Source organism: Bradyrhizobium genosp. SA-3, assembly GCF_004212635.1.
Taxonomy (GTDB): Bacteria; Pseudomonadota; Alphaproteobacteria; order Rhizobiales; family Xanthobacteraceae; genus Bradyrhizobium.
Window position 1 is genome coordinate 1 of sequence record NZ_PSRT01000196.1, and the last position, 12,733, is coordinate 12,733.

Here is a 12,733-nt window from a genome sequence, read left to right on the forward strand (position 1 = left end):
CCGCGACCTCGAAGACGATCCGGCCCTTGCCCTGCATGGCATCGCGCGCGTTGGTCGCCATGTTGATCAGCGCCGTCTCGAACTGGCCGGCATCGGCATTGACGAGACAGGGCTCGGCCGGCAGCCGCGTGACGATCTCGATGGCGGGCCCGAGCAGCGTTGCCAGCATGTCGTGCAGCGACTGCATGCGCTGGCCGACGTCGAACACCTCTGGCTTCAGGGTCTGGCGCCGCGCAAAGGCGAGCAGCTGCGAGGTCAGCTTGGCGGCGCGTGCGACTGCGTCCGCGATGGCCGTGATGTAGCGCTGCCGCCGCTCCTCCGTCAGGTGCGGGCGATTCAGCAGGTCGACCGAGGCGCGGATCACCGTCAGCAGATTGTTGAAATCGTGCGCGACGCCGCCGGTGAGCTGCCCGAGCGCCTCCAGGCGCTGGCTGTGCTTGAGCGCGTCCTCGGCTTCGCGCCGCGCTGCGGCCTCGGCCTGAAGATGCTGGGTGCGGCGGAATGCGAAGGCGAGCAGCAGGAACAGCAGCGCGGTGGCGGGAATGCCGAACACCAGATGCTGGCCCATGGTGGCGAACCAGCGCGCCCGGATCGCCGAGGTTTCGAGCCCGGCGCTGACATAGATCGGATATTCGGCAACGCGCCGGTAGCCGATGCGGCGCTCGATCCCGTCCGATGGCCAGGCGACGGTCATTAGGCCACGCTCGGGCTGGGCGGCGATCTGCTGACCGACCGGGCCGCCCGGATCGAGCCGCAGGTCGTGGTCGAGCCGCGGGAAATGCGCGAGCACGGCGCCGTCGGCACGCCCCATTGCGAAGAAGCTGCCGGGATCGGAGCCGATCCTGGCATAGAAGCTCTCGAAATATTCCGGCAGCACGGAGGCCTGGATCACGCCGATGAAGGTGCCGTCGTCGGAATCGCGGCGGCGGCTCATCCCGAAGAAGCGCGCGCCCCGATAGGGTGGACGTGGTGTCAGAGGCATGCCGATGAAAGTGCCGATGCTCTGGTCGATGTGGGCGTAGAAGTAATCGCGGTCCGTAAAGCTTAGCTCGGGCGGCGGTGAGGCGAGGCTGTTGACCAGCGCTTTTCCGTCCGCACCGAAGATCCAGGCCGATTTGAGCTGCGGCAGCGAATCGGTCAGCCGCTTCAGGCGACGGTGCAAAGCCGGCTCGCGCGTGCGGATGGTTTCGTCGGGAAGGCCGCGCACGACCTCGTTGAGCTCGGCAAGGCTGCGGTCGATGGTCTCGAACACCTTCAGCGCATGCTCATGCGCGACGTCGAGGGTGCGCGCGATCTCGCGGTCGGCAATGTCTTTCGTCGAAGTGTAGGAGATCGTGGCGGCGATCGCGAACAGCGCAATCGGCAGCGCCAGGGATGCCGCCATCATCCACTGCAACAGCCTCAGCGAGTTGCGTTGCGCCCTCTGCACAGTCGCTCCAGTCCCTGGCGCGAGCTTAACTGAATCTCGCGCAGGGAAGGAAGCAGCTTATGCGAAAACCGCTGGTTGTTGATCTAAAACTTGCGCGCGCAGCGGGTTGGAGAAAATTCTGCTCAAATTGACTGTGATCGCAGAATACCCCGGCCGGCCCGGCCGGGGCGGCAATATTCGTCTCAGATCTGGCGCTCGACCATCTTGAGCTTGAGCTCGGCGATGGCTTCGGCCGGGTTGAGGCCCTTCGGACAGGCCTTGGCGCAGTTCATGATGGTGTGGCAGCGGTAGAGGCGGAAGGGGTCCTCGAGATCGTCGAGCCGTTCGCCGGTCGCTTCATCCCGCGAATCGGACACCCAGCGGTTGGCCTGGAGCAGCGCGGCGGGACCGAGATAGCGCTCGCTGTTCCACCAATAGCTCGGGCAGGAGGTCGAGCAGCAGGCACACAGGATGCATTCGTAGAGGCCGTCCAGCTTCTCGCGGTCCTCGTGGCTCTGGCGCCATTCCTTCTGCGGCGTCGGCGAGGTCGTCTTCAGCCACGGCTCGATCGAGGCGTACTGCGCGTAGAAATTGGTGAGGTCGGGAACGAGGTCCTTCACCACCGGCTGATGCGGCAGCGGATTGATCTTCACCGCGCCGTCATTCACGTCGTGCATCGAGCGGGTGCAGGCGAGCGTGTTCTGGCCGTCGATGTTCATGGCGCAGGAGCCGCAGACGCCTTCGCGGCAGGAGCGGCGGAAGGTCAGCGACGGATCGATGTGGTTCTTGATCCAGATCAGGCCGTCCAGCACCATCGGACCGCAATCATTGGTGTCGACGTAATAGGTGTCGACGCTCGGATTCTTGCCGTCGTCCGGATTCCAGCGATAGACCTTGAACTCGCGGAGCTCGGTCGCGCCCGCAGGCTTCGGCCAGGTCTTGCCGCCGGTGATCTTGGAGTTCTTCGGAAGTGCGAATTCAACCATTGCTCTAACCTTTCGTCATTCCGGGATGGTCCGAAGGACCAGACCCGGAATCTCGAGATTCCGGGCTTGATGCTGCGCATCGCCCCGGAATGACGGCTAATGTTCGATCAGTACACCCGCGCCTTCGGCGGGATGTACTGCACGTCGTTGGTCATGGTGTAGTTGTGAACCGGGCGGTACTCGATCTTGACCTTGCCGGAATCGTCCAGCCAGGCCAGCGTGTGCTTCATCCAGTTCTTGTCGTCGCGCTCGGAGAAATCCTCGCGCGCATGGGCGCCGCGGCTCTCGGTGCGGTTGGCGGCCGAGTTCATCGTCACCACCGCCTGCGAGATCAGATTGTCGAATTCGAGCGTCTCGACGAGATCCGAATTCCACACCAGCGAGCGGTCGGACACCGCGATGTCGGTGATGCCGCTGTGCACCTTCTGGATCAGGTTCTGGCCTTCGCTCAAAACTTCGCCGGTGCGGAACACCGCGCAGTTGTTCTGCATCACGTGCTGCATGCCTTCGCGCAGCTTCGCCGTCGGCGTGCCGCCGGAGGCGTAGCGGTAATGGTCGAGGCGGCCGAGCGCCATCTCGGCCGAGTTCGCCGGCAGCTCCGGCTGCTTGCCATTGGGCGTGAGCTTCTCGGCGAGGCGGAGCGCCGCGGCGCGGCCGAACACCACGAGGTCGATCAGCGAGTTGGAGCCGAGGCGGTTGGCGCCGTGCACGGAGACGCAGGCGGCTTCACCGATCGCCATCAGGCCGGGGATGACCGCGTTGTCGTCGCCGTCCTTCTTGGTCAGCACTTCGCCGTGATAGTTGGTGGGAATGCCGCCCATGTTGTAGTGCACGGTCGGCACGATCGGGATCGGCTCGCGCGTCACGTCGACATTGGCGAAGATCTTTGCGGATTCGGAGATGCCCGGCAGCCGCTCGGCCAGTACCGCGGGATCGAGATGGTCGAGATGCAGGAAGATGTGGTCCTTCTTCTTGCCGACGCCGCGGCCTTCGCGGATCTCGATGGTCATCGCGCGCGAGACGACGTCGCGCGACGCCAGATCCTTTGCGGAAGGCGCGTAGCGCTCCATGAAGCGCTCGCCCTCGGAATTGACGAGATAGCCGCCTTCGCCGCGCGCGCCTTCGGTGACGAGACAGCCCGAGCCGTAGATGCCGGTCGGGTGGAACTGGACGAACTCCATGTCCTGGAGCGGCAGCCCGGCGCGCAGCACCATGCCGCCGCCGTCGCCGGTGCAGGTGTGCGCCGAGGTGCAGGACGCGTAGGCGCGGCCATAGCCGCCGGTCGCGAGGATCACGGTCTGGGCGCGGAAGCGGTGCAGCGTGCCGTCGTCGAGCTTGAGCGCGATGACGCCGCGGCAGGTGCCCTGGTCGTCCATGATCAGGTCGATGGCGAAAAATTCGATGAAGAATTCGGCCGCGTGGCGCAGCGACTGGCCGTACATCGTGTGCAGCATGGCGTGGCCGGTGCGGTCGGCGGCGGCGCAGGTGCGCTGCGCCTGGCCTTTGCCATAGTCCAGGGTCATGCCACCGAACGGGCGCTGGTAGATCTTGCCGTCCTCGGTGCGCGAGAACGGCACGCCCCAATGCTCGAGCTCGTAGACGGCTTCCGGCGCGTTCCGCACCATGTATTCGATCGCGTCCTGGTCGCCGAGCCAGTCCGACCCCTTCACGGTGTCGTACATGTGCCAGCGCCAGTCGTCCTGGTGCATGTTGCCGAGCGAGGCGGAGATGCCGCCCTGCGCCGCGACCGTGTGCGAGCGGGTCGGAAACACCTTTGTGATGCAGGCGGTGCGCAGGCCGGCTTCGCTGCAGCCGACCACGGCGCGCAGGCCCGCGCCGCCGGCGCCGACCACGACGACGTCATAGGTGTGGTCTTCGATCGGATAGGCTTTGCCGTTGGTGGCGGGAGCGCCCTTGCCCGAGCCATTCGTTGTGGTGGCCATGGGTTACACTCCGGATGAAAGTTTCAGGATCGCGTAGGTCGAGGCGAGCGCCACGGCGACCGAGAAGAAGTTGTTGAGCATGATGGAGATGAGCTTCAGCTTCTCGTTATGGACGTAGTCCTCGATCACCACCTGCATGCCGATTTTCATGTGCCAGGCGCTGGCGAAGATGAAGAGGAGCAGGATCACCGCGACGGGAATGGAGCTGAGAATCTGCGCAGCGCCGATCTGATTGCGGCCGAGCAGCATCATGATGATCACCAGCACCGGGATCATCAGCAGCGTCATGGCGACGCCGGTGATGCGCTGGTGCCAGAAATCGGACGTGCCCGAATGCGCGGCGCCGAGATTGCGGACGCGGCCAAGCGGGGTGCGCATGCTGCGCTTCGGCGTATCGGTTGCGCTCATCGTCCACCTCCGATCGCATAGGCGATGATCCAGATCAGCACCGTCAACGCGATGCCGCCGATCAGGGCGCCCCAGGTCAACGTTTCCCGCTCGTTGGCCTTGAAGCCGTAGCCGAGATCCCAGACGAAATGCCGGATGCCGCTGAGCATATGGTGCATCAGCGCCCAGGTGTAGCCGAACACGATCAGCCGTCCGATGATGCTGCCGGCGAAGGCCTGGACGTGCGCGTAGGCGGCCGGGCCGGAGGCCGCCGCAATCAGCCACCAGACCAGCAGCAGGGTTCCGACATAGAGGGCGATACCGGTGGCGCGGTGGATGATGGACAGCGCCATCGTCAACGTCCAACGGTACACTTGCATGTGTGGTGAGAGCGGTCGTTCGATCCGTGCGGTCATGGGCTTTGATGTTGTATTGCGGCCCAACAGAGGGGCGCGCGGGGATCGGAAAGGTCGGCTCTATTTACGGAGTCGATTTCGCTGGCGCAATCACCAAATCGCCATAAATCGAACGATGGTTCAGCTCTAGAGCGTTGATGAAACAAGGCCAATCAGTGGCTTGGTATACCAGAGCGTCGGTCCGCCAACGAAGTAAGGAATAAATATTCATTTCTTCGGGAGGGAGCGAGGTGCGTTGAAATTGCTATTGGAACGCCTCTAAACGGACCGTCCCGTCCAAATCGGCCAGAGGGTGGTCCAGTCGTGGCGCAAACTCGTCCGGCCCACGCGAACCTGCCTTCCCATTCCGCTTCCGTTCGAACCCCTTGGATATGCGCACCCTGCATCCCACCCCAGCCGGGAGGTCCGGTGTGTCGACCGCGCGAATCAGATCGCCTAATGCTCCCTACGCGGCGTTCCGAAGCGACATCTCGGCACCGCAGCGACCAGTCGCCGGGGCAGGTCAGAGGTGATTGCAGGGCTCGACATCAAGGAGATCGTGGAGCTTGCGCTGTTGCTGATCGCAACCGGCGCGCTCTCGGGATTTTTGGCCGGCGTGTTCGGCATCGGCGGTGGCGCGATTCTCGTGCCGGTGTTCTACGAATGCTTTCGCATCGCCGGCGTGCCGCTGGAGGTGCGCATGCCGCTCTGCGTCGGCACCTCGCTCGCGGTGATCATTCCGACCTCGATCCGTTCGTTCCAGGCGCACTACAAACGCGGCGCCGTCGATATGGCGATCCTGCGCGTCTGGTGGCTGCCGATCGTGATCGGCGTCATCGCCGGCAGCGTGGTCGCGCGCTACGCGCCGGAGCGCCTGTTCAAGATCGTGTTCGTCGCCGTCGCCTGGTCAGCCGCGGTCCGGCTCATCTTCGCGCGCGAGACCTGGAAGCTCGGCGATGATCTGCCGAAGGGCCCATTGATGCGCGCCTACGGCTTCTGTGTCGGCATCCTCTCGACATTGATGGGCATCGGCGGCGGCCTGTTCTCGAACCTGCTGATGACCTTCTACAGCCGTCCCATTCATCAGGCGGTCGCGACCTCATCGGCGCTCGCGGTCTTGATCTCGATCCCCGGCGCGCTCGGCTACATCTATGCCGGGTGGCCGGCATCGGCGAACTATCCGGCCGTCACGGCCCTGCAAATCCCATTCGCGCTCGGCTACGTCTCCCTGATCGGCGCCGTTCTGGTGATGCCGATGAGCCTCGTTACCGCGCCGCTCGGCGTAAGAGCCGCGCATGCGATGTCGAAGCGGACGCTGGAGGTGGCGTTCGGGTGCTATCTGTTTATTGTCGGCAGCAGGTTTGTGATGAGCCTGGTCGGCGGGCAGTAGGCCCCGCACACTCCGTCATTGCGAGCCAACGGGTCCGCGCGAAGCGCGGCCCGATGACAGGCTCCGCGAAGCAATCCAGGAATCCTTCCGCGGCGGCAGCCTGGATTGCTTCGTCGCAAGAGCTCCTCGCAATGACGGCGTTGAGAGTGCTCGCAATGCCAACATCATCGTCGTCCTGGACAAGCTCGCGCAGCGAGCGCCGATCCAGGACCCATTACCCCAGGGGTGGTTTTGCGATGACTCGTGGCCACCAGCTTCGCGCCAAACTTCTCCCTGGGGTAATGGGTCCTGGCTTTCGCCAGGACGACAGCGGGAAGTTGACGGCGATCGCGAAGCCGCAACATGCCTATTTCTTCGCGTAGATATCCTTATACGTCTCGCGCAGCACGTTCTTCTGCACCTTGCCCATCGTATTGCGCGGCAGCTCGTCGACGACGAAGACGCGCTTGGGCATCTTGAATTTTGCGAGCCGTCCGTCGAGCGCCTTCAGCACCGAGGCTTCGCTGACCTCGGCGCCCTTGTTGCAGACCAGCACGGCGGTGACCCCTTCGCCGAAATCGGCGTGCGGCACGCCGATCACGGCGGATTCGACCACGCCCGGCATGGCGTCGATCTCGCTCTCGATTTCCTTCGGATAAACGTTGAAGCCGCCGGAGATCACGAGGTCCTTGCCGCGGCCGAGAATGTGGACGTAGCCCTTGCTGTCGATCTTGCCGAGATCGCCGGTGATGAAGAAGCCGTCGGGCCGGAATTCGGCCTTGGTCTTCTCCGGCATGCGCCAGTAACCCCTAAATACGTTCGGGCCCTTCACCTCGATCATGCCGATTTCTTCGCGCGGCAGTTCCTTCGCCGTCTCGGGGTCGGTGACGCGCAACGAGACGCCCGGCAGCGGGAAGCCAACTGCGCCGGGCACGCGCTCGCCGTCATAGGGGTTCGACGTGTTCATGTTGGTCTCGGTCATGCCATAGCGCTCGAGCACCGCATGGCCCGTGCGCGCCGACCATTCACGGTGGGTCTCCGCCAGCAGCGGGGCCGAGCCCGAGATGAACAGGCGCATGTGCTTCGCGGTCTCGCGCGACAGCGCGGGGTTCTGCAGAAGCCGTGTGTAGAAGGTCGGAACGCCCATCAGCACGGTGGCGCGCGCCATCAGCTTGATGATCAAATCCGGATCGAGCTTCGGCAGGAAGATCATCGACGCCCGCGCGAACAGCGTCACGTTGGTCGCAACGAACAGGCCGTGGGTGTGGTAGATCGGCAGCGCGTGGATCAGGACGTCCTTGTCGGTGAAACGCCAGTAGCCGACGAGGCTGAGCGAGTTCGACGCCAGATTGTCGTGGGTGAGCATCGCGCCCTTGGAGCGCCCCGTGGTGCCGGACGTGTAGAGGATCGCGGCGAGATCGTCGTTTTCGCGCGGCACCGTCGTAAACTCGCTGCTCGCCTTGTCGGCGGCAGCCGTCAGCGAGCCCTTGCCGTCAGGCTCGAGCGTCTCGACCTTGGCCTTTACTTTGGCGGCGATCGGGGCGAGGCCTTCGGCCTTGGAGGGATCGCAAACCACCAGCGACGGTTCGGCATCGCCGATGAAGTAGTCGAGCTCGTTCAGCGTATAGGCGGTGTTGAGCGGCAGATAGACCGCGCCGGCCCGCACGGTGGCAAGATACAGCACGATGTTGGCGACCGATTTCTCCACCTGCACCGCGACGCGATCGCCGGGCTTCACGCCGCGCGCGACCAGCACATTCGCCATCTGCCCTGCCCGCGCGATCAGATCGCCATAGCTGATACGGGCGCCGTCATGCGTCTCGATCGCGAGGCGTTTGGGATCGTCCAGGCCGTCGAACAGGCGGGAAAACAGATTGGCGTTGGCAGCTTGGTTCATGCAACATTCCTCGCCGGCGAAGGCCGGTCAAAACCGAGGGCTGGATTAGCAAAAACCGCCCCGCAGAAGCAACGGAGACAGTTGGCATGACAAAAAACGGGAAACGCGTGGCCTGGGTCACGGGCGCCGGCAGCGGGATCGGGGAGGCCGGCGCCGAGGCGTTAGCTGCCGACGGCTGGACGGTGGTGGTGTCGGGCCGGCGCCAGTCAGCCCTGGATGCCGTGGTTGCAAAGATCAATGGCGCAGGCGGGGCGGCCGAGGCCATTGTGCTCGACGTGTCCAACGCCACTGAAGCCCAGAAGGCGGCCGATCAGATCGTCGCCAAGCACGGCCGGATCGATCTGCTGGTGAACAATGCCGGCATCAATGTTCCCAAGCGCAGCTGGCAGGACATGGAACTGGAAGGCTGGGACAGATTGGTCCAGGTCAACCTCAACGGCGTGCTCTATTGCATGCGCGCGGTGCTGCCGACGATGCGCAAGCAGCAGGACGGCGCGATCATCAACGTCTCGTCCTGGGCCGGCCGCCACGTCTCGAAGATGCCGGGCCCGGCCTACACCACGACCAAGCATGCGGTGCTGGCGCTGACTCATTCCTTCAACATGGACGAATGCGTCAACGGCCTGCGCGCCTGCTGCCTGATGCCGGGCGAGGTGGCGACGCCGATCCTGAAACTGCGCCCGGTGGTGCCGAGCGAGGATGAGCAGGCCAGGATGCTGCAATCCGAAGATCTCGGCCGCACCATCGCGTTTATCGCGTCGATGCCGCCACGCGTCTGCATCAACGAAGTGCTGATCAGCCCGACGCATAACCGTGGTTTTATTCAGACGCCGCAGAGCCGGGATTGAGGGCAGAGTGCACGCCACTCCACTGTCGTCCCGGACAAGCGTAAGCGCCGATCCGGGACCCATAATCCCAGGGAGGAGTCGTCGCGCGAGATAGGTCACTCCGAGTCTTCGCCAAACCACTCCCTGTGGCTATGGGTCCCGGATCGGCGCTTCGCTCCAGACAACGCTGCGCGTTGTCGGGAGCTGCGCTTGTCCGGGACGACAGTGGTGAACGTGGACGGTGCGAGCCACCACACGAAATTCCTCCCCCATAGTTTCACGCATCACAAAGAATTTTTTTCCGAAACCGCATCGCAAGCCCTCCCGTAGTTCGGTCCAACGACGGCGCTGCTGCTTCAAGCCAAGGAGACACAGCCGCCGTTGTTGCCAACTCAAACACCGGCGACCGCCGGTCTCAATTCAATCGGGAGATTCTCCATGTCGAAGCGCATTGCCTATCTCGCTGCCGCCGCCTTCAGCGCCCTGGCCATCACCGCGACCGTCGTTGCGCCCGTCAGCGCCGAGGAAAAGACCGTCATGGTCGGTGGCGCCGCGATGTTCCCGTCCAAGAACATCGTCCAGAACGCGGTCAACTCCAAGGACCACACCACGCTGGTCGCGGCGGTGAAGGCGGCAGGCCTGGTGCCGACGCTGGAAAGCAAGGGCCCGTTCACGGTGTTCGCGCCGACCAATGCCGCCTTCGGCAAGCTGCCGGCCGGCACCGTCGACAACCTGGTCAAGCCCGAGAACAAGGCGACGCTGACCAAGATCCTCACCTATCACGTCGTGCCCGGCAAGCTCGCGGCCTCCGACCTCACCGACGGCAAGAAGATGAAGACCGCCGAGGGCGAGGAACTGACGGTGAAGAAGATGGACGGCAAGACCTGGATCGTCGATGCCAAGGGCGGCACCTCGATGGTGACGATCTCCAACGTCAACCAGTCGAACGGCGTCATCCATGTGGTCGACACCGTGCTGATGCCGGCGACGTAACACCGCCCACCCCTGTTTCATCCCCCGAACAGGAGGCCTCGAGACGGCGAGCCGGGGGTGCCCGGCTCGCTTTCTTGTGACCGTGATAGCCCGCCAGTATCGATTTGATGCCGGACGGGGCGTAACGAAAGCGGAAGCATCGGCGTATAATTGTTGTCAAACGACGTTCAGGACGGAACCATCATGGCGAGCCTCACAGTCACCGACGAGCAGGTCAGGGCCACTCCGGCCAAAGTGATCCAGCCGGCCTGGGTCCGGATCATGCACTGGGTCAACGCCCTCGCCATGATCCTGATGATCCTGTCGGGCTGGCAGATCTACAACGCCTCGCCGCTGTTCGGTTTCAGCTTCCCGCGCGAATACACGCTCGGCGGCTGGCTCGCGGGCGGCCTGCTCTGGCATTTTGCGGCGATGTGGCTGTTGATGATCAACGGCCTCGCCTATGTCATCACCGGGTTCGCGACCGGCCGTTTCCGCAGCAAGCTGCTGCCGATCACGACGTCCGGCGTGCTTCACGACGTCAGGGCGGCGCTGACCTTCAAGCTCGGCCATGACGATCTCACCGTCTACAATTACGTGCAGCGCCTGCTCTATGCCGGCATCATCGTGGTCGGCGTGCTGATCGTGCTGTCGGGCCTCGCGATGTGGAAGCCGGTGCAGCTCTATTACCTGGTGATGCTGTTCGGCGATTATCCGACTGCGCGCTACGTGCACTTCTTCTGCATGGCCGCGATCTGCGCGTTCCTGGTCATTCATGTCCTGCTCGCGCTGCTGGTGCCGAAGAGCCTGCGCGCGATGATCATCGGCCGCTGAGGAGGAGAACATGGCGAAGCGCTCATTCCTGATCCCCGGCGTCGACAAGCGATTGCTGATCAAAGATTTCATCAAGACGATGCCTGACGTCACCCGCCGCGGCTTCATCGCGGGCGGCGCCAGCTTCGGTGCGCTGACGCTGCTCACCGGCTGCGACGTCGTCGACTCGTCCTCGGCCGAGGAGATGCTGAAACAGGTCTCGAAATTCAACGACGCGGTACAGGCCTTCATCTTCAATCCCGATGCGCTGGCGCCGACCTTCCCCGAGAGCGCGATCACAAAACCGTTCCCGTTCAATGCCTATTACGATCTCGACGACGCGCCTGATGTCGATGGCAGCGACTGGAAGCTCGAGGTTCGCGGCCTCGTCGACAACAAGAAATCGTGGACCCTTCCGGAGCTGTACCAACTTCCTCAGGTCACGCAGATCACCCGCCTCATCTGCGTCGAGGGCTGGAGCGCGATCGGCAGCTGGACCGGCACGCCGCTGCGCGACTTCCTCAAGCTGATCGGCGCCGACACGCGCGCGAAATATGTCTGGTTCCAGTGCGCCGACAAGGACGGCTACAACTCGCCGCTCGACATGCGCAGCGCGCTGCATCCGCAGACGCAGATGACGTTCAAATACGCAGGCGAGATCTTGCCGCGCGCCTACGGTTTTCCGATGAAGATCCGCGTGCCGACAAAACTCGGCTTCAAGAACCCGAAATACGTGGTCTCGATGGAGGTCACCAACGACTACAAGGGCGGCTATTGGGAAGACCAGGGGTATAATTCGTTTAGTGGAAGCTAGGCCCGCTGCTGTAGGGTGGGCAAAGGCGCGTAGCGCCGTGCCCACCATGATTGTCACGGCGGACAAAGCGTTGGTGGGCACGCTTCGCTTTGCCCACCCTACGGCACCGATTGTTTGGCCGCCCCCACCTTGCGCTGGCACAGCGCCGCCACCGCCCCGAGCGCCAGCAGCGCCGCCGAGACATTCAGCGCGTAACTCAAGCTGCCCAGCGCATCCGTGATCGCGCCGACCACGATCGGGCCGAGCGTCTGGCCGACGCCGAATGAGATCGTCATCGCCGCGATCGCGGTCGGCCACACCTCGGGCGGATAGTTGAAGCGGACGAAGGCGGTGGTCGAGCCGACGACCGCGAAGAAAGCGACGCCGAACACCACCGCGGAGACCGCGAGCCACGCCGGTGAATGTCCGAGCATCGGCAAGGCGGCACCGAGCGCGTTGGTGCCGAGGATGATGGCGGTGGCAAGTCCCCCGCGATCGAGCGCCAGCACGCCGCGCCAGGCCCAGGGCGTCACGAAGGCGCTCAGCCCGATCAGGCTCCAGAACGCGGCCTGTGCCGCGGCCCCGCCGCCGCCGTCGCGCACATAGGCGATCATGAAGGTCATGTAGGCGATGTAGCCGGCGCCGAACAGGAAGTAGCCGGCGAGATAGATCAGCACGGGCAGAATCGCGAACGACACGTGGCTGCCTTCCGAGAAGCGGACACTGCTCTCGATGCGGATCAGGAACAGCGGAATCGTCATCGCGACGGACAGCAGTGTCAGCGCCCACCAGACGATCCACCACGAGCCCGGTCCGAAATATTGCAGCGTGAACGGGGCGATCAGCCCCGAGGCGAGAATGCCTATGCCCGGGCCGGCGTAGAACAGGCTCAGCAGGAAATTGGCCCGCTCCGGGCGCAACTGCGCGATGGTCGCCGCCAGCG

General features: G+C 64.0%; 12 protein-coding genes. 5 read left to right on the plus strand and 7 right to left on the minus strand.

What is annotated here, in order from left to right:
- The 5 genes from CWO91_RS38740 to sdhC all read right to left on the minus strand — a co-directional run.
- Positions 1-1,429 (minus strand): hybrid sensor histidine kinase/response regulator (locus CWO91_RS38740; RefSeq protein ID WP_130220648.1); only part of this gene is annotated, 1,429 nt, incomplete at its 3' end.
- A 182-nt stretch (positions 1,430-1,611) separates the two neighbouring features.
- Complete coding sequence (locus tag CWO91_RS38745) at positions 1,612-2,394, minus strand: succinate dehydrogenase iron-sulfur subunit (RefSeq protein ID WP_130220649.1); 783 nt, start codon at positions 2,392-2,394, stop codon at positions 1,612-1,614.
- A 107-nt stretch (positions 2,395-2,501) separates the two neighbouring features.
- Positions 2,502-4,337: a succinate dehydrogenase flavoprotein subunit gene (gene sdhA, locus CWO91_RS38750; RefSeq protein ID WP_130220650.1), complete on the minus strand. Its 1,836-nt coding sequence runs from the start codon at positions 4,335-4,337 to the stop codon at positions 2,502-2,504.
- Positions 4,338-4,340: 3 nt separating this feature from the next.
- On the minus strand, positions 4,341-4,745 hold the full coding sequence (gene sdhD, locus CWO91_RS38755) for a succinate dehydrogenase, hydrophobic membrane anchor protein (protein WP_130220651.1): 405 nt from the start codon (positions 4,743-4,745) through the stop codon (positions 4,341-4,343).
- Positions 4,742-5,140 carry a succinate dehydrogenase, cytochrome b556 subunit gene (gene sdhC / locus CWO91_RS38760; RefSeq protein ID WP_130220652.1) on the minus strand — a complete coding sequence of 133 codons (399 nt, stop codon included), beginning with the start codon at positions 5,138-5,140 and terminating at the stop codon, positions 4,742-4,744. Before sdhC ends, sdhD begins: the two co-directional genes overlap by 4 nt.
- 508 nt (positions 5,141-5,648) lie before the next feature.
- On the opposite strand from sdhC, the gene CWO91_RS38765 reads away from it, so the two are divergent.
- Positions 5,649-6,509 carry a sulfite exporter TauE/SafE family protein gene (locus tag CWO91_RS38765; RefSeq protein WP_130220653.1) on the plus strand — a complete coding sequence of 287 codons (861 nt, stop codon included), beginning with the start codon at positions 5,649-5,651 and terminating at the stop codon, positions 6,507-6,509.
- 346 nt (positions 6,510-6,855) lie between these two features.
- Here the strand turns inward: CWO91_RS38765 and CWO91_RS38770 are convergent, their stop codons facing one another.
- Positions 6,856-8,385 (minus strand): malonate--CoA ligase, encoded by a 1,530-nt coding sequence (locus CWO91_RS38770; RefSeq protein ID WP_130220654.1) that lies wholly within the window; start codon positions 8,383-8,385, stop codon positions 6,856-6,858.
- 86 nt (positions 8,386-8,471) lie between these two features.
- On the opposite strand from CWO91_RS38770, the gene CWO91_RS38775 reads away from it, so the two are divergent.
- The 4 genes from CWO91_RS38775 to CWO91_RS38790 all read left to right on the plus strand — a co-directional run bounded on the left by CWO91_RS38775 (position 8,472) and on the right by CWO91_RS38790 (position 11,811).
- Complete coding sequence (locus tag CWO91_RS38775; RefSeq protein ID WP_130220655.1) at positions 8,472-9,233, plus strand: SDR family oxidoreductase; 762 nt, start codon at positions 8,472-8,474, stop codon at positions 9,231-9,233.
- 417 nt (positions 9,234-9,650) lie between these two features.
- On the plus strand, positions 9,651-10,205 hold the full coding sequence (locus tag CWO91_RS38780; protein WP_091882949.1) for a fasciclin domain-containing protein: 555 nt from the start codon (positions 9,651-9,653) through the stop codon (positions 10,203-10,205).
- 183 nt (positions 10,206-10,388) lie between these two features.
- Positions 10,389-11,018 (plus strand): cytochrome b/b6 domain-containing protein, encoded by a 630-nt coding sequence (locus tag CWO91_RS38785; protein ID WP_130220656.1) that lies wholly within the window; start codon positions 10,389-10,391, stop codon positions 11,016-11,018.
- A 10-nt stretch (positions 11,019-11,028) separates the two neighbouring features.
- Positions 11,029-11,811 carry a molybdopterin-binding protein gene (locus tag CWO91_RS38790; protein WP_130220657.1) on the plus strand — a complete coding sequence of 261 codons (783 nt, stop codon included), beginning with the start codon at positions 11,029-11,031 and terminating at the stop codon, positions 11,809-11,811.
- Between the two features lie 98 nt (positions 11,812-11,909).
- Here the strand turns inward: CWO91_RS38790 and CWO91_RS38795 are convergent.
- Positions 11,910-12,733: YbfB/YjiJ family MFS transporter (locus tag CWO91_RS38795; RefSeq protein ID WP_130220658.1), on the minus strand; the 824-nt coding region annotated here is incomplete at its 5' end.